General features: G+C 65.6%; 10 protein-coding genes. 4 read left to right on the forward strand and 6 right to left on the reverse strand.

What is annotated here, in order from left to right:
- The first annotated feature begins 181 nt into the window (after nt 1–181).
- A complete protein-coding gene (locus WM2015_RS04125) occupies nt 182–970 on the forward strand; it encodes a hypothetical protein (protein WP_049724857.1) in 789 nt (262 codons plus the stop codon).
- Nucleotides 971–1,114: 144 nt separating this feature from the next.
- Complete coding sequence (locus tag WM2015_RS04130) at nt 1,115–3,061, forward strand: leucine-rich repeat domain-containing protein (RefSeq protein WP_082169422.1); 1,947 nt, start codon at nt 1,115–1,117, stop codon at nt 3,059–3,061.
- Between the two features lie 87 nt (nt 3,062–3,148).
- Here the strand turns inward: WM2015_RS04130 and WM2015_RS04135 are convergent, their stop codons facing one another.
- Both WM2015_RS04135 and WM2015_RS04140 read right to left on the reverse strand, forming a co-directional pair.
- Complete coding sequence (locus tag WM2015_RS04135) at nt 3,149–3,847, reverse strand: carbonic anhydrase family protein (RefSeq protein ID WP_082169423.1); 699 nt, start codon at nt 3,845–3,847, stop codon at nt 3,149–3,151.
- A 150-nt stretch (nt 3,848–3,997) separates the two neighbouring features.
- Nucleotides 3,998–6,958, reverse strand: coding sequence for a tetratricopeptide repeat protein (locus WM2015_RS04140; RefSeq protein WP_049724859.1), 2,961 nt, complete (start codon nt 6,956–6,958; stop codon nt 3,998–4,000).
- Between the two features lie 527 nt (nt 6,959–7,485).
- Here WM2015_RS04140 and WM2015_RS04145 point away from each other — a divergent pair.
- Nucleotides 7,486–11,322, forward strand: coding sequence for a choice-of-anchor D domain-containing protein (locus WM2015_RS04145; protein WP_169751094.1), 3,837 nt, complete (start codon nt 7,486–7,488; stop codon nt 11,320–11,322).
- 1 nt (nt 11,323) lies between these two features.
- On the forward strand, nt 11,324–11,851 hold the full coding sequence (locus WM2015_RS04150) for a hypothetical protein (protein WP_049724861.1): 528 nt from the start codon (nt 11,324–11,326) through the stop codon (nt 11,849–11,851).
- Between the two features lie 371 nt (nt 11,852–12,222).
- Here WM2015_RS04150 and WM2015_RS04155 read toward each other — a convergent pair whose 3' ends face one another.
- The 4 genes from WM2015_RS04155 to WM2015_RS04170 all read right to left on the reverse strand — a co-directional run bounded on the left by WM2015_RS04155 (nt 12,223) and on the right by WM2015_RS04170 (nt 17,986).
- Complete coding sequence (locus WM2015_RS04155; RefSeq protein WP_049724862.1) at nt 12,223–12,543, reverse strand: hypothetical protein; 321 nt, start codon at nt 12,541–12,543, stop codon at nt 12,223–12,225.
- Complete coding sequence (locus WM2015_RS04160; protein ID WP_169751095.1) at nt 12,540–13,511, reverse strand: MopE-related protein; 972 nt, start codon at nt 13,509–13,511, stop codon at nt 12,540–12,542. The genes WM2015_RS04155 and WM2015_RS04160 overlap by 4 nt, the downstream gene beginning before the upstream one ends.
- A gap of 310 nt (nt 13,512–13,821) precedes the next feature.
- Complete coding sequence (locus WM2015_RS04165; protein ID WP_156200842.1) at nt 13,822–14,994, reverse strand: beta propeller repeat protein; 1,173 nt, start codon at nt 14,992–14,994, stop codon at nt 13,822–13,824.
- Nucleotides 14,995–15,130: 136 nt separating this feature from the next.
- Nucleotides 15,131–17,986, reverse strand: a complete 2,856-nt coding sequence (locus tag WM2015_RS04170; RefSeq protein WP_049724865.1) for a winged helix-turn-helix domain-containing protein — start codon at nt 17,984–17,986, stop codon at nt 15,131–15,133.
- Nucleotides 17,987–18,079 lie beyond the last annotated feature (93 nt).

Here is an 18,079-nt window from a genome sequence, read left to right on the forward strand (position 1 = left end):
CCTGGAGGATACTGTCGCCGTCGATGTCCTTTCGTCCGCACGCCAGGACCTGATCGACGCCGCTGCACGAGCGAAGGAGCAGCCATGGCCGGGGACAGGGAATGGCCGCGGTTGATCAGCAGCAGTGAGCGCCCTGCGTCGAACTGATACGGTATGGCTACAGGCAACGGGAGAGTGGCGGATGATTCTGCGTCGCATCATGGAACACTTCAAGGATCAGAACTGGACAGCCGTCGCCCTTGATTTCTGCATTGTCGTAGTCGGGGTGTTCATCGGCATCCAGGTCGCGAACTGGAACGAGGCGCGAACGAAGCAGATCGATGCCGCAGCGGCGCGCGAGCGATTGGTCTCCGATTTGCGCGCGGATCTCGATGCCTATGCGGTTCGTTGGCATTGGTACGAAGAAGTGTTTGACGCCGCATGGCGCGTGGACGACGTGCTCCGGGCCGAAGAGCCGCAAGAGGTCCATGCGATGTGGCAGTTCGTGCGCGATGCATGGATCGCTGGTGGCGAATGGCCGTTTGCACCCTCGGCGCAGATCTACAAGGAGCTCCAGAACGCTGGCGATCTGGACCTGATCGCCAGCGGAGCGATGCAGCGCCGATTGCGTGACTACTACGAAGATTCCGCACGGGAAATCGAGATCGCGTTGACGTTCAAGTCCAGCTATGTCGACTTGACACACCAATTGATCCGCGGCCGTATCGGGATTGCAATGAGCGACTGCCTGTCCGCTGCCAGTCTCGAGCCGAGCCAGCCAGGCACCAGCCCCGATCTTTTCTACCAGGATTGCCCGCCGCCAGACAACCTCGCCCTGATCGCCGATTCGTCCAGCAGCCTCTACCGATCCGATGCCCTCCGAGGCGCGCTGAATGCGCGTCTGAACAGGCTATCAGGGCTGCGGTCGCTGCTCGGGTATCTTGATCGCCAGGCCGCTTCATTGGTTTCCGATCTGGAAGCGGCACCTTGATCCTGTCCGGTGTGCCCGTCGCGCCGAGTCGAGCGACCTTCGTCGAACTTCAGTCGACAGGTCGTCGGCCGAGGTAGTGAACCATTCCAGGCCTTGACTGCGCTTGATCAGGGAACAGCGTGGTCACCCCAAGAATGGAGTTGCATGATGTCGGGTCTGAAACAGATTGCACCTTGCTTTCCGTCGAGAGAGATCAGGGCGTCGATGCTCGGTCTGGTCTGCTGGCTTCTCGCCGCACTGCCGGGAGTTGGCCAGGCGCAGATCCCGGCCAACGAGCGCCAGGCCTTGCTCGATCTCTATGCGCAGACCAACGGACCCGACTGGATTGAGGATTCGGGCTGGGGCGGTCCGCCGGGCAGCGAATGCGGCTGGTTCGGCGTCACCTGCCTGAATGGACAGGTGGGCGATCTTCGGCTGGCGGCCAACGGTCTGAGCGGCAGCCTGCCGGTCAGCATCGGTGATCTCGATGGCCTGCTTTTCCTCTGGTTGTCCTTCAACGATCTCGGCGGGCCCTTGCCGAGCAGTCTGGGTAATCTCGCACGATTGCAGTATCTCTATCTCGACGGCAACGCCTTCTCCGGCGGCATTCCGGCGTCGCTGGGTCAACTCGGAGCGCTGCAGTGGCTTCTGCTGCACGACAACCAGCTCAGTGGTCCGATCCCGTCGGGCCTGGGCAGCCTTTCCGAACTGCGAGTGCTCAGGCTCTACGACAATCAGCTCAGCGGATCCCTGCCGCCGGGCCTCGCCTCGCTGACCTCGATCGAGGAAATCGACCTGAGCGGCAACGCGCTGACCGGGGCACTTCCTTCGTCCTTGCCGGGTTGGGGCCAGCTCCGCCTTCTCGACCTCAGCGACAACGCATTGACCGGGCCGCTGCCGGCAGCCATTGCCGAACTCGTCCGGCTGGAACGGCTTGCGATTCAGCGCAATCAGCTGAAGGGGCCGTTGCCGGAGGGTCTCGGCGGGCTGGCAGCATTGCGAGAGCTTTATCTGGATGGCAATCTCATCGGTGGCGGGTTGCCCGCCGAGATCGTCGAGTTGAGTCAGCTCGAAATCCTTTCCCTGGGTGATAATCCGCTCGGTGGGGAACTGCCTTCCACCATCGGTCAGATGTCGGCCCTGCGGGAGATCTACCTCGGAGACGCCGAGCTGGCCGGGTCGATCCCATCGAGCCTCGGGCAGCTCGACGAGCTCGAGCGCCTGTACCTGTTTTCCAATCAGCTCGAAGGTCCGCTGCCCGCCGCCTTCAATCAACTTTCCGGTCTGGTGGAAATCAACCTGGCGGGCAATCAGCTCAGCGGTGCCCTGCCCGGTGGGCTGAGCGGGCTGGTGCAACTCGAGCGACTCTGGCTGGAGGGCAATCGCTTCAGCGGACCGTTTCCCGCAGCCGTGGCGGAATTTCAGGCCTTGAGCAGCCTGCGTCTGCAGTTCAACTGTTTCAGTGGCCCGCTGCCCGACGGGCCGGGTCAGTGGGCCGCACTGGTCGAACTGGATGTTCGCGTCAATTGCCTGACAGGCGAACTGCCGACCGGTCTGGGCGAGGCGGCCTCGCTGGAGACGCTCCGTTTGAGTGCGAATGACTTCAGCGGTTCGATTCCGAGCGAGTGGCTGGCCCTCGACTCGATCATCGCTCTGGACCTCTACGATAATCGTCTCGACACCGATGATCCGACCTTGATCGCCTGGCTGGATGCGCTGAATCCGAGCTGGGCGCGCTGGCAGACACGGCCGCCCGAAGATCTTTCGGTGGCTGCCGTCGATGCCACGAGCGTCACGCTGAGCTGGACGCCGATCGATTATCCGCTGCAGCAGGCCGGGTACTATCACGTCAGCGCGGAGTCCGACCCGTCGCTGTTCGCCGACCGATTCGAATCGGCCTTACCGGTCCCGCCCTTGGACGCATCCTTTCAGGCGGCGAGCACGGACTATTCAGCGAGCGCCTTGTCCCTGGTCGATCTGGTCCCGGACACGGTCTATCGGGTCGTGGTTCGATCGATCACCCCGGCGCGAGTCGATCCGGTCTTCCCGCAGCAGAATACCCTGATCAGCCGTCCGACGGCCGTGCTGCAATTCACCACGCCCGCACAATGAAAAAGGGCCGACACCTCGCGGCGCCGGCCCGGGCCCTCGTTCGAGCCGGGCGTCCATCGCCAGGGCTCGAAGCAACAGCAGGCTCGATTACAGGAAGCGGACTTCCCCTGTGGCGAGATCGTGAATGGCGCCGACGACCTTGACCTGACCCTGTTCGACCAGGCCGCGGATCACGTCGCTGCGACGCAGCAGTTCGTTGACCTGCATGCGGACGTTGGTTTCGGCGACGCGGTTGACGAACTCGGCGTTGGCCGAGCTGCGGTCCGTGCCGACCGGCGTGCTCACGGCGTCGATCGCCGGTTCGATTTCATCCAGCAGCGCGGTCAGGTTGCCGACCTCGACGCCGTCGCAGGCGCCCATGACCGCGCCGCAGGCAGTGTGGCCCATGACCACGATCAGCTTGGAGCCGGCGGCGGCGGTGGCGAACTCGAAGCTGCCGAGCAGGTTCGTGTCCACCACATTGCCGGCCACGCGGCCAACGAAGATGTCACCCACGCCCTGGTCGAAGACGACTTCGGGGGCCGAGCGCGAATCGAGGCAGCTCAGCACCACGGCAAAGGGATACTGACCCCCGGCCGTCTCGCGCTGCTGCTCGATCAGGTCGCGCTCGATCGACTCACCGGCGACGAAGCGGGCGTTGCCGTCGATGAGCAACTGCAGGGCTTCGTCCGGCGTCAGCGCGCTCTGCGAGGCCTGGTCGAAAGTCCGATAATCATCGTCTGCAACAGCGAACGGCGCGACGGCAAGCACGGCGACGGCCATCAGGCCAGCAAGGCGATTCTTCATTTGAGTGTTCCTCTTTGACGTGGGTGAATGCTATTCAGGACCTTACTGGTCCAGAATAGAATCACGGATGTGAAGGTGCGGTCGATGACGCGTTTGGTGCCGCCAGCCTGACATGCTGCCGGACTGGCAAGGCCGCAATCTTTCCGCGCCTTACGATGCCGGCAATTCGGCGGCCGTGTCGGACGCCGAGTTGCTCTGCTCGCTAATCGGCGCAGGGCTTCGACTGACAGCCAATGTCTCCAGCCTGCGTCGCGCCCGCTCCATCAGGGTCACGAAGCCCTGCTCGGCGGCTGCGGATTCGACCCAGGACAGGCGCTCTCGAGCCAGCTCCGGTGGCGAGATCCGGCTCCTCAGCAGGCCCATCCGGAGCGTTTGCTCCGCATCCGGCGAGTCTGCCAGTCGTTCGTCGGCCTGGGCCAGAATGCCGGCGGCTTCGTCTCCTCTGGCCTGCTCGATCAGGGCCTCGGCCAGCAGCATCAGCGCATCGATTTCTCGATTGATCATGCGGATTTCACGGAAGGCGAAAGCCAGATCGCGCCCGGTCTGCTCGGCGTTGATGGTCTCGCCCATCGCCAGCTCGGCACGGGCGACGTGCATGCGCGTGACCAGCATGTGGTTGGCCGCCCCGATCGATTCCATCAGGGCGTGCGCCCGAGTGAATTCCCCGTGTGCCGTGTCCGGATCGCCCAGGACAAGCGCGCGCTCTCCGCGGACGATGTGCATCACCGCCAGTTCGGCCGGATCTTCGATGTCGAGTTCTTCGATGCGAGCCAGCAGGCGATCGAGCTCGTCGAACTCCCCCATGCTGACCAGCATCGCGCCCTCGGTGGTCAGGGCCCGGGTCTGCATCAGCACGGCGCCTTGACTGGCGAAGGCATCGCCGGCCTGACGAATACGCTCGATGGCCGCTTCAAGCGCCCCCTGGCGCCGGTGGATCAGGGCGAGGTTGTAGGACACGCGGGCGATGTCGGTCTGGGCACCGAGCTGCTCGAAGATGGCCAGGGATTGTTCAGCCAGGGTGATCGAGGTGGTCATGTCGCGACGATCGCCGGCGATGGCGGCCAGGTTGCCCAGGGCCATGGCTTCACCACGGCGGTCACCGGCGTCCTGGAAGGCCTCGAGGGCGCGCTGGAAGATCGGTTCGGCATCGGGCAGGCGTCCGGCCCGAGCGATCAGGGTGGCGTGATTGATCAGCGCCGCGCCTTCACCCTGGCGGTCGTTCAGGGCGCGGAAGCTGCGGGCGGCAGCTTCCAGACGCGCAATGGCTTCGTCGGCGCGATTGGCGCGCATGAGCGTGGTGCCGAACTGTACGTTGGCGTGCGCCGTTCGCCGCGGGTCGGCCACCGCATCGAAGCGTTCGAGGGCCTGCTCCAGCGCGAGAATCGATTCCTCGATGCGACCGGAGCGCTCGAGAATCGCGCCGCGCAGCATCGCGGCTTCGGCCAGGCCCGTCGGATGGGGCACTTCGGCAAAGCGCGCTTCAGCCCGTTCGACCGAGGCCAGGGCCGGCGCGAGATCGCCTTGCAGGAACTCCAGGCGGGCAAGCTCCAGCCGGGCGCGGGCCTGTTCTCCCGCCACCAGGCGCTCGTCGTCGACCAGCGCTTCGAGGCGGGTTCTGGCCTCATGCCACTCGCCGAGCTCGATCAAGGCCTCGCTTTCACTCAGCTCGGCTGCGGCCATGAGGCTCGTCGCGCCCTCGGCTTCAGCCATCTGTCGCGCCTGCCGAGCCTGTTCGAGCTGCGGCTCGGCAAGTTTCTGCAGGCTCGATAGCTCGGCTTCGAGCAGCGCGAGCCGGGCGTCATCCGGCTGCTTGAGGCGCAGCGAGTCCAGCGCCGTGGCCGCGTCCTGGAAGCGCCCGGCCTGGCCGAGCGCTCGGACCAGCTGGCGACTGCTCTCGGATTCGGGAAAGAACTGGTTGAGTGCCTGGAGCCGCTCGGCGGCGCGCTGCCAGTCGAAGGCGAGCATGGCCGCCATGGCTTCGATATCCAGGCGATCCCGACGTGGCCAGAACTCGGTGGCCGACATGGCCTGCAGGCTGAACTCGCGAGCGCTGGCCAGGTCGCCCCGGGCCGCGTGAACCTGCGCGGCCAGCAGATCAAGGCGAGGATTGTCCGGCTCCTGTCGGCGAGCGCGCTCGAGTGCGCTCAGGGCCACCTCCGGTCGGCGGTCGCCGAGCGCCTGCAGCGCGGCAAAGTAGGCCTGCTGACTGCCGGCTCGGCGCGGCAGTCGGGCTCGAATCGCCGCGCTATCGGCCTCCGGGGGTGCGCTGAAGCCCAGCCGGTCCCGGATGGCGGTCGCCATGTCGATGCTGACCGAGGCGATGTCCCACTCGTCGGGCCGGGATTCCAGACTGGTGACGATTTCCCGCGAGCCCGGGCGCCGCAGGCTGGCCAGCCAGCGGGGGCCTTCGACGCCGGCCATCAGGTACTGGCCCTCGATGACGTAGTCGACGCCGGTCAGGATGCTGGATTCCTGGTCGGCCCGGGCATCGACGGACAGGACGCGAAAGCCGCCCAGCTCGACAAGCGCGTGGCCCAGGTAGGTCTCCAGCGCCGGACCCAGCCAGTTCATGTCCGGATCGTCGCTGGCATTGACCATCTGGGCCACGGCCAGAGTGGGCAGGCGGTCCGATCGCGACTCCGACGGCTCGTTCGGGGCGAAGACGACGAAGGCGATGACGAGCACCACCAGCGCCAGCAGCGCGGCGGTCCAGGGCCAGCGCCTTCTGTCGGGGGAGGTGCTGCGGGCGGGCGGCAGCCCCGACACCACGCGCTCTCCGATCACCTGCGCCGGATCGTCGGGCAGGGGCCGGACTTCGGCGATGAACTGGTAGCCCAGGCGCGGGCGGGTCGCGATCAGATGCGGGTCGCTGCTCGAATCGCCCAGCGCCTTTCGCAGCTCCTTGATGGTCTGCGCAACGGAGCTGACCGAGGTGGCCTGATGGCCCCAGACCGCGTCGAGTAGCTCATCACGGCTGACCACCTTCGGTGCCTGCTCGATCAGATAGCTGAGCACGGAAAAGGTCAGCGGTCGCATGCTGACCGGCCCGTCCGGCCCGATGACCTGCATCTGCTCCGAATCGAGCTGGAATTGATCGAATTCGAGTTTCAAGTTCAGTGCTGTCCGATATTCACGCCAAGGAGTTGCGTTTCCGCAGCCCATGTCTGCCTCGAAAGCTTGCCATCGGCTGCGCCGATTGTCATGTCTCGCGCTCCGCGGAGGTGTTGTACAAGCCCGTTCGAGGCCCGCGCTTACTGGGCTTTATCGCAATTTCACAAGTCCTTTAAGCCTTTCCTGCCGACCGTTTCCATAGTAACGCCTGAGCCGTGGTCCGGCATCGACGCCGACCCACGATGAATTCACCAGGAGCGAAGAGAACGATGATGCCAGCGAAATTGAAGTCAGTGGAATTCGATCGATTCGAGTCGGCGGTGGAGTCCGGTTCCGTCGCCCGGGATCGGGTCCGAAGGAGGTCGATGAGAGCGCAGGCACGTAGGAGAATTGTCGCACGCTGCATCGCGCTGCTCGGCCTGTTGATCAGCGCAGGCCCGGCGCTTGCCCTGAACGAGGATGAGGGCTATCAGCCCGATCCCAATGGCATGGTCTACAGCCTGATCAGTACGCCTTACGGCACCCTGGTGGGCGGCAACTTCACCAGCATTGCCGGGTTACCGCGCTCGCGCCTGGCGATGCTCGACGCGGCCGGTCGGAACACCTCGTTCTTCGCCGGGCCGAATCTGAGCGGTGGTGACGTCAACGTCAGCCTGCTGGCCGGTGGTACGGATCTGGTCATTGCCGGCAGTTTCAACGGCCGCATCCAGCGCCTGGACGGCGACGGTGCGCTGCTGTCGCCGTGGTTCAGTTCCAATCCTGATGGCGATATCCACGCCCTGGCCGAAAAGCCCGATCCTATGACCGGCAATTACGGCATCTACATCGGTGGCAGTTTCGCCAACGTCGGCGGCCAGGCCCGGACGGGGGTGGCGCGCCTGAACTACAACGGCCTGCTCGATACCGGCTTCGTGCCGCCGGATTTCAGCGGCAGCGTGCGTGCCCTGGCGGTGCAGGACGACGGCAAGCTGCTGGTGGCCGGCAGCATCGGCATTGCCGGGCAGATTCCGGCCCGGCGCCTTTACCGGCTCAATGAGGACGGTTCCGTCGACAACAGTTTCCAGGCGGCCGGCCTGGCCAGCGGTGTGCGCACGGTTCTGGCCCTGGAGATCGAGGACGATGGCCGCATTCTTGTTGCCGGCGAGGTCGACGGTGATGGCTTTGTCCTGCGCCTGAACGCCGACGGCAGCCTGGACGGGGACTACGAGCCGCCCAGCCTGAACGGCCCGGTCTACGCGCTGGATCTTCTGCCCGATGGCCGCGCCCTCATCGGCGGCGATTTCACCAGCGGCGTGGGCCCGCGCAGCCGAATCGCCCGCCTGAACGAAGACGGCAGCGTCGACAACGGCTTTGCCCCACTCGTCAACCCCAACGCTGCAGTACGCACGGTGCTGGTTCAGGACGATGGCGCGGTGCTGCTCGGCGGGGCGTTCAATCAGATTACCGGCCTGGGTCGGAATCGCCTGGCACGGCTGGATGCTCTGGGGAGGATCGATCAAGCGCAGGCGGAGGTGGAGTTTGCCCCGTCGGACATCGAAGCGCCGAGAACAATCGCGCTGCAAGCCGATGGTCGCATTCTGGTCGGGGGCAGTTTTACCCATATCAACGGCACCAGCCGCAGATTGCTGGCGCGCCTGCATCCCAACGGCAGCCTGGACAGCAGCTTTGCGCCCGTGATCGGCGGCGTATCAATATATGCTATCGCCGTACAACGCGATGGTCGCATTCTCGTTGGCGGGTGGTTTGAAACTGTCAATGGCACGCCACGCTCCCGGCTGGCCCGTCTGCACCCGGACGGTAGTCTGGACACCAGTTTCAATGCGGGACTCATAGCAGGTAATCTCCCCAAAGTCAACTCGATCCATATTCTCGATGACGGCAAGATTCTGATCGGCGGGCGGTTTACTGAGGTCAACGAACAGGCGCGTCTCGACCTGGCGCGCTTGCACCCGGATGGCAGCCTGGATACCAATTTCTCACCCAGTTGGACCGAGTCGCAGACTCCTCTCACTCTCAAAAGCTTGGCGGTGGATGACAATGGTTGGGTGTACACATGTGGCGAAGGTTATGCCAGCCAAGATAGACTAGTGTTCGCCCGCTTCACCCCAAGCGGACAGCTCTGGTCAAGCTTTGATCCGCCGCTTGCCATTGGTGTTGGGCAGCACTTCTGCCGATCAATAGTCATCGACGATCACATCGTTGTGGGAGGGAGAATCCAATACTCCTTCGGTGGCAACCAGTATGGTTGGTCGCTGATTGATCAGAACGGCAACCATACCGTGGCCAGTCCTTTCGAAGGAGGCCGCGTTATTTCGATCCAGAAGACTGGTTCTGGCTATCTGGCCGCTGGAAATTTCCTGTTGAACGAGGAGAGCAAGCATCTTGCCCTGCTGAATCACGCCGGCAATGCCTTGCGGCCGGGCGTACAGCCGTGGTCCGCTGGTAGTGTTGAGTTATTCCGTGATAATACTACCCTGCAAATGACCCCTGATGGCCGGGTATTGCTGGGAATAGATGACCACCTGCATCGCTTAGCCAACCCCGACGGCCTGCCGTTGCGCCAGCGTATTGTCTGGGGCACACCGGGCAACCCCGAGCGCCTGGTCTGGGACCGCATGACCGGTTTCGGCTCGGCGCCGGCGCTGCTCGGTACGCCGCGCGTGCTGGTCTCGCAGACCTGCTGCGATGAGGACGACTTTGCGCCGGCCGCCGGTGGCGGCTGGATGAGCCGCGACGGGGACGACTGGCGCCTGGAGGGGTTTGCCGGCCTGCCGGGCAAGTTCTACGTGCGCATCGAGTACCGCGCCGGCAACTCGAAAGGATCCTCCACCTTCCTGACCCCCATCCAGCGCCTCTACGGCGAGGTGCCGCCGGGCGTGGACACGGCCGATCTGTCGCTCAAGCTGGTGATCGATCAGGACCCGGTCGAGCCGGGTGATGTCGTGATCGTCGATGTGCTGGCCGGCAATGCCGGTCCCGACCTGGCCGGGCTACCCTCGGTCACCATTGATCTGCCGGCGGGCTACACGCTGATCGACTTCGACGACTCCGATCAGGGCACCTTCCTGCCTGGCGATAGGCTGTGGAAGCTCGACGACCTGGCCGGCAGCGGCCCGGCCGCCGGTGCGCAGCTTCGCCTGCAGCTGCAGGTCACGCAACAGACACCTCATACAATCGAGGCGCAGATCTTCGCATCAGAGTTCGATCCGAACCTGAACAACAACGTCGCGACGCTGACCCCTGATGTCCTGCGCAGCCGCTCCGACCTCAAGCTCGTTCACAGCGTGTCGCCCGCCGCGGCGCTGCCGGGCGATCAGGTGACTTTCGCGGTGCTGGTCGACAACCTGGGCCCCGAACCGGCCGATGGGGTCGAGGTGGCGCATCTGCTGCCCACCGGCTACAGCTATCAGGGCCACAACAGCGACCTTGGCAGCTACAACTCGGCCACCGGCCAGTGGCAGATCGGCAGCCTGGAGGTGGGCGAGGGCGCGGTGCTGGAGGTCGAGGTCCTGGTCAACGGCGCCGGCGGCTTCACCAGCTCGGCCTCGGCCAGCAGCTTCTCGGAAGACCCCGAGCCCTTCAATAATCTGGCCTTTGCCGAGGTCGATCCCTTCACCGACCTGGCCGTTAGCATCGAGGCCGACGCCGAATGGGCGGGGATGGGCGATGCCCTGGCGATGACCGTCGAGGTGAGCAACGCCGGCCCGCGCGCGGCCGATGCCGTCAGCGTACAGGTGACGCCCCTGTCGGGCGGGTTCATCCCCCAGGAGTATTTCGCCTCGATCGGCGACTACGAGCCGAACTCGGGCCTCTGGACCGTGGGGTCGCTGCAGCCGGGCGAAACGGCAGTGCTGGTGATCGACGGCACGCCCGGCTTCGTAGAGGACACCGGTGTCGGCGCCACGGTCAGTAGTGCCGCATTCGATCTGGATCCCTCGAATAACAGCGACGACGTGCTGGTGCGCTATCAGTTTCCCGGAGCGTGGGGTGAGGTCTCACCGGCTTCGATCGACTTCGGTGAGGTCATGGTCGGTCAGTCCAGCGACTCGGTGGTGATCACCGTGACCAGCGTCGGTGACGAGCCGTTGGATATGGGCTTCACGACGCTCTGGGGTGATGATGACGTGCATTTCGTATTCGACGGCGGCTCCTGCACTCCCAGCTCGCCGCCGTTGAATGTCGGTGAGACCTGCATCGTCTCGCTGCGCTTCGTCCCCGAGGCGGCAGGCACGTGGACCGATGCCGAGGTTCGAATCAGCTCCAATGATCCCAACGGGACCTATGTCATCCCGGTCAGCGGTATCGGTCTGCCCGATACGGTCGAGGACGCGATCTTCTCCGACCGCTTCCAGGGGTTCCAATGACATGCAGCGATGGATGAATCGAGTGCAGAAAGAGCGCCCGGCCGACCTGGCCGGGCAGCAACTCACCGCGGCGATCTATTTTCAGGGGCTGGGCAGCGCGGTCGGGCAATTGACCTTCGGATCCGTGCACGCGGCCGGCCAGCGGTCTTCGTTCATCAACGACGCCCAGGCCATGCAGAACGCCGTCGCCGCGCGTGATGAGGTGATTGCCCGCGAGCGCGAAGGCTTTCACCGCCCGCCTGGCTCGCTGGCCGCCGATTTCCCCGACAGCAAGGGCGTGCTGGCGGTCACGGACCGCCAGCTGATCGTCTTCGGCTACCACCAGGGCCTGTTCCGGACCCGGATCGAAGACCCCGTCGCTCGCATCGCCCTGAGCGATCTGAGCGGCTGGTCGCATTCACCGGGAATGTTCGCCTGGACGCTCAACCTGGCCTTCCGTGACGACTCCGACGTCGGCCTCGACCTGCCGATCGCCAACAAGCCGGCCGATTTCGTATGGACATTGGGGGTTCCTGCGACGGCGGCCTGAGCCTACTTTGCTGGCGCCGGGTCTTGCCCGCTCGACGCAGGCCCGTTCGCTCGATTGAGTTGGAAAGCGAGTGACCGGGTCAATAGCATAAAGGCGCGAGCCATCGGTGGTCGAGGTCGTCGAGCTGCTCTCCGACCTGGGATAAAGTCGAATCCGCGATGTCGATCTGGATGACGCGATCCGGGAGGTCGATGCGCGATCCCCCGAGGGCGAGGAGGTCGATCTTCGTCTCAATGCATTCGTTGGCTCGATCCTGTACTCCGAGGCTAGCGACTAAGCGGGACGATGGTTCAAGTCCGGCTTGCGGACCGGAGGAATCGCCGGTTGGCCGCCGATGCCTTCCTCGCCGGCGGCCACCGGCCCGCTCTCTGTCATCCGTTGCGCTCCTGCGGACCTTCGATCCGCGTCGGCGAAGCATCGAAGCGATCCTCGAACAGGCGCCTGAACCGCTCCGGGTCGAAGTGATGGCCGGAGCAGCCATCGATCAGGAAGTGCCCGGCAGATCGCTGGATGGCCTGACGCCCATGCCACTGGAGGGTGGCTTGGAGCCGGTGACCAGCGGAGGCGGCGAAGACCTGCCCGGCATTGAGCTCCGAGCACAACAGCTGGTGGCTTACGCCGCGGGTGTCCGCCAGCACCGTGGCGGCGTTCAGCCAGAGGACTGCAGTCAACAGCGCGCAGAGCCTGATCATGGGGTGCACTGTCCAGCATTGCAGACGCCACCCGCGCAAGGAGTGCCATCGGCGACCGGGGTAAAGCTGCAGCCCGATGCGGGGCTGCACGAATCGACGGTGCAGGAATTGCCATCGTCGCAGGTGATCGGGCTGCCGATGCAGAAGCCGGAGCTACAGGTATCACCACTGGTGCAGGCATTCTGATCGCTGCAGGGACTGCCCTGGTAGGGGCTGCCGTCCAGGGCGCAGGAGCCACCCTGGCACGTCACATCGGCGCATTGGGAATCGCCCGGGCAGGCCAGATCGCAGGCGCTGCAGTGCTGGATGTCGTTGTCGATATCGATGCATGATCCCGCGGAGGCGCAGAAGACCAGGTTGCCTCCGCCACCGCCGCCGGGGCAGCCGAAATCGGAGCAATCGATCAGGCCGTTGCAGTTGTTGTCGATCGCGTCGTTGCAGATTTCAGTGGCGCCCGGGTTGACCCCATCGTCGGCGTCGTTGCAGTCGCCGCACTGGGTTGTCGTGTAGGCGCCCATCGGCGTGCAGGACTGGATGCTGTCATTGCATCGACCCCAACCGTCGATGTCGTCATCGCGGTAGAAGGTCTGCGGAGTGCAGGTGCCGCAACTGCCCAGTACGCAGGTTTCGCCCACACCGCAGCTCAGGCCGCAGGACCCGCAGTTTTCGACGTCGGTCTGGAGATCGGCGCAGATGCCGTTGCAGTTGGTCTGGCCAGAGCCGCAGGCCAGGAGGCCACCGCTGATGCGCGCGAATGGAACGCTGCCGATGCGCATCCTGGGGCTCATCTCCGCTTCGCCGTCGATACGAATCCCGAGAAACAGCGGTGCATCGAACAGGGAGTCCTCGAGCGGCGTCGTGGTGCCCAGCTCGATCTGGAAGAAGCCGCTGGTAACGGCCACGCCGGTATGGGTCTCGGTCCAGACGGCAATGCCCCCGCTGGACTGACCGTACAGCGCGAAGTGCATGTCCCGGTTTCCCGTGATGGGCACACCCGCGTTGTCGGCCAGAAAACCCTGATAGGGCAATATCGTTGGCACTGCGGCCGTCAGACTCACCATGAATGCGGTGAGCAGCGTCGCGGACATTATGCGAAGTGAACGTATCGGCATGACCGGTTCTCCCTGAAGCGTGGCGGCGGGCGCCGACCCTCCCGCCGGCGCGGTTTCCGGCCAAGTGTATACCTGTTCGGCGACCGATGGCGGGGTGGAGGCGGGCTCGTCCTTCTCGGGCCGGGACGGCCGGCGCGCGCGACCGCGAAGGCGTTCCGGAATGCGTTCAGCCGCCAGGTTCGAAGCGTGAGGAAAAGATCCGGTCCGGAACCAGGGCGCCACGATAACGTCCCACGAAACCGCCGGCACCGACCACGGTGACTTCCCCGTCCGAGGCGATCGCACAGCGGCTGACACTCTCGGCGGACGGCGTCGGCGTGATGTTGCTGAAGCTCTGGCCGCCGTCGGTCGAGATCATCACCCGGCCCGTATTCGTGCCCAGGGGCTGGCGTTCGCCGACCACGACGATCGTGTCGTTGCGCATGCACACGCCGCGGGCCCAGGTGCCGAAGCCGCCGTCGCCGACGATGTCGGGCAGGTCGAAGACCGTGTAGTCGTTGGCGTTGTAGGGATCGTTGCCGCTGACGTAGATCTTGCCCGTATCGTTGTCCTGGTCGACGCCGACGGCGACGACGCGCTGGGCATTCACGGCGATCCCCCACATTTCCCCGTCGTAGGACGCATCGAGGATCACTTCGACCAGCTGCCAGGGCTCGCTCCCGGGCGTCTGCGGCGGAAGGAAGACCCGCGGGGCGATATTGATCCGGCTGCCGGCGGCATAGAAGCCCTCATCGAAGGCGACCAGGTCCTGGAACTGTTCCAGGCCGGTGGCCGGTGCGTCCCAATCGGCGGCCGAGCTGCCGGTGAGGGCATCCGGGCGGTACAGGCGATCGAAACCGGTTTCCGAATCCGCCAGAGCGCGTCCATCGGACAGCTCGACGTAGTTGCCGACGTTGAACTGGCGGCCGACCTGGGGAACCGAGGTCAGGGTGGCCGTGGTCGGGTAGGGCATCGGGCCGCTGGTGTCGAGGCGAACCACGCGCAGATTGGTCCCCGCCGTGGTGTCGACGCCGCCGGCGTAGAGGGCGCCGTCGTGGCCGCGGGTCAGGGTCATGACGCGAAATTCGTCGACCATGTCGGCCGGGCTGGTGGTCACCGCCTGCCAGTTGTCGCCACCATCGGGACTGACGAACAGGCCCAGGCCGTTGGTATTGGTGCCGCAGCCGACCCAGAGCGTCCCGTCGGCATCGAGTTGCATGGCATCGGTTCGGGAGGGGCCTGGACAGGGATGGGCATCGATCTCCCAATCGGCTCCGGCCCGGGCCGCTGGACTGAACTGTAGACACAGGGTGGTGGCCGCGCAGAGCGCAAGACGCCGAAGCGAAGAAGCGTGGTTCATGATCAATTCCTCAGGGTGGGGAGAACGAAGCGAATGGTCCGCTCCAGCCCCCAGGACTGCTTGATCAAAGCGTGAAACTTCCTTGAAAGTGCTTCGCTTTCTGTGAAGAAGCCCGCGCTTTCAGCGGGCCAGGGGCTTACTCCTCCAGCAGGGCAAGCCAGCGCCGGGCGCGCTCGAGGAGGGGCAGGTAGCCCTGCGCTCCGGCGGTCTCGATGACCCATTGCAGCCGCTCCCGGGCCAGATCCGGCGGGCTGATGCGACTGCGCAGGATGGCGAGTTCGAGGGCCTGGCGGGCATCCGGTGCGTCGGCCAGCAGGCGATCAGCCTCCTCGAGTTCGCGGGCGCCAGCCTCGCTTCGGTCCTGTTCGATCAGGGCTTCGGCCAGCAGCAGGAGCACGTCGAGCTGGCGAGACGAGTCACGGGTCTCGGCGTACTCCGAGCGCAGGGCCAGTGCTTCCTGCTCGGCGGTCACCGCGCTGCCCTCGGCCAGTGCCACCCTGGCCAGCTGGAAGCGTGCGAGCAGCCGGCCAAGCTGGCTATCGGCTGCATCGGCCAGTTCGAGGGCGCGTTGAAAGTGGGCTCTCGCCTCGGCAAGCTCACCGTCCATCAGGGCCTGCCGACCGAGTGCGATGTCGACGACCGAGCGTTCGTCGGGGTCCTCGACGGACAGCTCCTGCGTCTGTTCGATCACCGCTCCCAGCGCGTTCGGACGCCCCATGTCGACCATCAGATTGGCCAGGGTGGTCAGGGTTCGCATCTGCATCTGCGCCGCGCCCTGGGACGAGAAGGCCTCGGCCGCCTGGCGGATGCGTCGTTCCGCTTCGAGCAAGCGGCCCTGGCTGCGTTGCGTCAGGCCCAGGTTGTAGGACACGCGGGCGATATCGGTTTGCGCGTTCAGGACTTCGAACAGACCCAGCGCCTCTTCGGACAGTTCGATGGAACGGCTGACGTCGCGCCGCTGATAGGCGACGGCGGCCAGGTTGCCGAGGACGATGGCCTGTCCACGGAGATCGCCGGCATCGAGGAAGGCTTCGAGGGCGCGCTCGAAGACCGGCTCAGCATCGTTGGCCCGGCCGGCGCGTGCCAGCAGGGTGGCCCGATTGATCAGCGCCGCACCTTCGCCCTGGCGGTCCCGGACCCGTCGGAAGTAGCTGGCGGCTTCCTCCAGGCGGGTTTCGGCGGCCTCGGTCTGGCGAGCGCGCATCAGGGTCACGCCGTACAGGACGCCCGCGCGGGCCAGCTGCCTGGGATCTCCGAGTGTTTCGAGCTGCTCCATCGCTGCTTCCATGGCTGCGATCGACGCATCGCTCCGTCCGCTCCGATCGAGCACCGAGGCCTCGAGCATGTAGGCCTCGGCGAGGCCTTCCGGGTGGTTCAGGGCCTGGTAGCGGGCCTTGAGCTCGGGAATCATGTTCAGCGCGGACTCGAGGCGACCTTGCTGGAACTCGATCGTGGCCAGGCCGAGCCGGGCTTCGGCCTCGTCTTCCGCTGCCAGATCGGAAAACTCGTCGAGCAGGGACTCCAGGACCGCCCGCGCGTCGTCGAGCTGGCCACTGCGCGTCAGGGCGCCTGCTTCGGCGAGGCGGGCGGCGGCGATCAAGCCCGGCGTCTGCTCGGCTTCGGCCAGGCGCCGTGCGTCCCGTGCGGCGTCGAGACGGGCGGACTGGTCGCGCTCCAGCCGCGCCAGTTCGACGGCCAGCAGGGCCAGTCGGGCATCGTCGGGGCGGGCGGCGCGAAGCGAGCTCAGGGCCTGCCGTCCCGCTTCCAGCCGGCCGGACTGGATCAGGGCATTGACCAGGCGTCGGCTGTTGGCCGGGTCGGGGTAGAACTGAGTGATGGCCTGGAGCCGGTCGGTGGCACGTTCGTAGTCGAAGTCCAGCAGGGCGGCGGCCGCCTCGATGTCCAGCCGTTCCCGTGCCGGCCAGAGGCGAGTCGACTCGAGCGCCTGCTCGATGATCGATCGGGCCGCCTCGATGTCGCCGCTCTCGGCGAGCACCTGGGCCTGCAGGCGGCGGAGTTGCGGGCCATCGGCCGGCCCGTTCAAGGCCACGTTCAGCGCGTCCAGGGCCCCGGCTCGATCGAAGCGTTCCAGTGCCTGGCCGGCGGCGAAGTAGGCCCGCTGTCCTTCCGTGTCGGCGGGCAGGCGGGCGCGCAGCACCGAGCCATCGTCAGCGGTGGCTGGCAAACCCAGTCGCCGGCGAATCTCGTTGGCCATGTCGATGCTCATTCGGGCCACGTCCCAGCGACCCAGGCCGGTTTCGATGTTGCCGATGATCTCGCCGGAGTCCTGGCGTCGCAGCTGCGCCAGCAGTCGTGGGCCCTGGCCATCGACATCGAGATAGCGACCTTCGACCAGAACGTCGGCCGGCTCCGGGGCGTCGACGGTCTCCTGATCCCGCGCCAGGACCCGGAAGCCACCCAGTTCGACCAGGGCATGGCCGAGGTAGGTCTCGAAGGCAGGCGCCAGCCAGTTCAGCTCGGGGTCGTCGGCGGAATTGACCATCGCACTGATCGCCAGGGTCGGCGGCATGGCCGGCGGGCTCGGCGGAAGGGGTTGCAGTCGCCAGACGACGAAGGCGGCGATCAACAGGCCCAGCAGGCCGAGCAGGGCCCAGGGCGCTCTCTTTCCGGTGCCGGTCGGGCCCGGCGGTGGATGGGGAGGCGTCGAAGCGTTTTCGGAGTTCGAGGATTCGACGGTCGCGATGAACTGATAGCCCAGGCCTCGCCGCGTGGCGATGATCCGAGGGTCGCTGCTCGAGTCGCCCAGCGCCTGGCGCAGCTCCTTGATGGTCTGGGGAACCGAGCTGACGGAGGTGGCCTGGTGGCCCCAGACCGCGTCGAGGAGTTCGTCCCGGCTGACGACCGCCGGTGCCTGCTCGATCAGATGGCAGAGCACGGCAAAGGTCTGGGGTCGGAGCTGGATCGGACCGTCGGGGCCCAGGACCAGTTTCTGGGCCAGGTCGAGTTCGAAGTCCTGAAAGTGGATGCTCATGATCTGGGCGGTTTCGTAGCGCTCAAGGCTCTGATTTCACGAAGAATTCAAGTTGGTTTCATGCAGGACCTTACCGCAGGTGATGGAATGACC

The organism is Wenzhouxiangella marina (genome assembly GCF_001187785.1).
Taxonomy (GTDB): Bacteria; Pseudomonadota; Gammaproteobacteria; order Xanthomonadales; family Wenzhouxiangellaceae; genus Wenzhouxiangella; species Wenzhouxiangella marina.

Excerpts from the sequence above, each read along its gene's own strand:
- WM2015_RS04155 (WP_049724862.1), bottom strand. The coding sequence starts at position 12,543 with ATGATCAGGCTCTGCGCGCTGTTGACTGCAGTCCTCTGGCTGAACGCC.
- WM2015_RS04165 (WP_156200842.1), bottom strand. The coding sequence starts at position 14,994 with ATGAACCACGCTTCTTCGCTTCGGCGTCTTGCGCTCTGCGCGGCCACC.
- WM2015_RS04150 (WP_049724861.1), top strand. The coding sequence starts at position 11,324 with ATGCAGCGATGGATGAATCGAGTGCAGAAAGAGCGCCCGGCCGACCTG.
- WM2015_RS04135 (WP_082169423.1), bottom strand. The coding sequence starts at position 3,847 with ATGAAGAATCGCCTTGCTGGCCTGATGGCCGTCGCCGTGCTTGCCGTC.
- WM2015_RS04125 (WP_049724857.1), top strand. The coding sequence starts at position 182 with ATGATTCTGCGTCGCATCATGGAACACTTCAAGGATCAGAACTGGACA.
- WM2015_RS04160 (WP_169751095.1), bottom strand. The coding sequence starts at position 13,511 with ATGCACTTCGCGCTGTACGGTCAGTCCAGCGGGGGCATTGCCGTCTGG.
- WM2015_RS04130 (WP_082169422.1), top strand. The coding sequence starts at position 1,115 with ATGATGTCGGGTCTGAAACAGATTGCACCTTGCTTTCCGTCGAGAGAG.
- WM2015_RS04170 (WP_049724865.1), bottom strand. The coding sequence starts at position 17,986 with ATGAGCATCCACTTTCAGGACTTCGAACTCGACCTGGCCCAGAAACTG.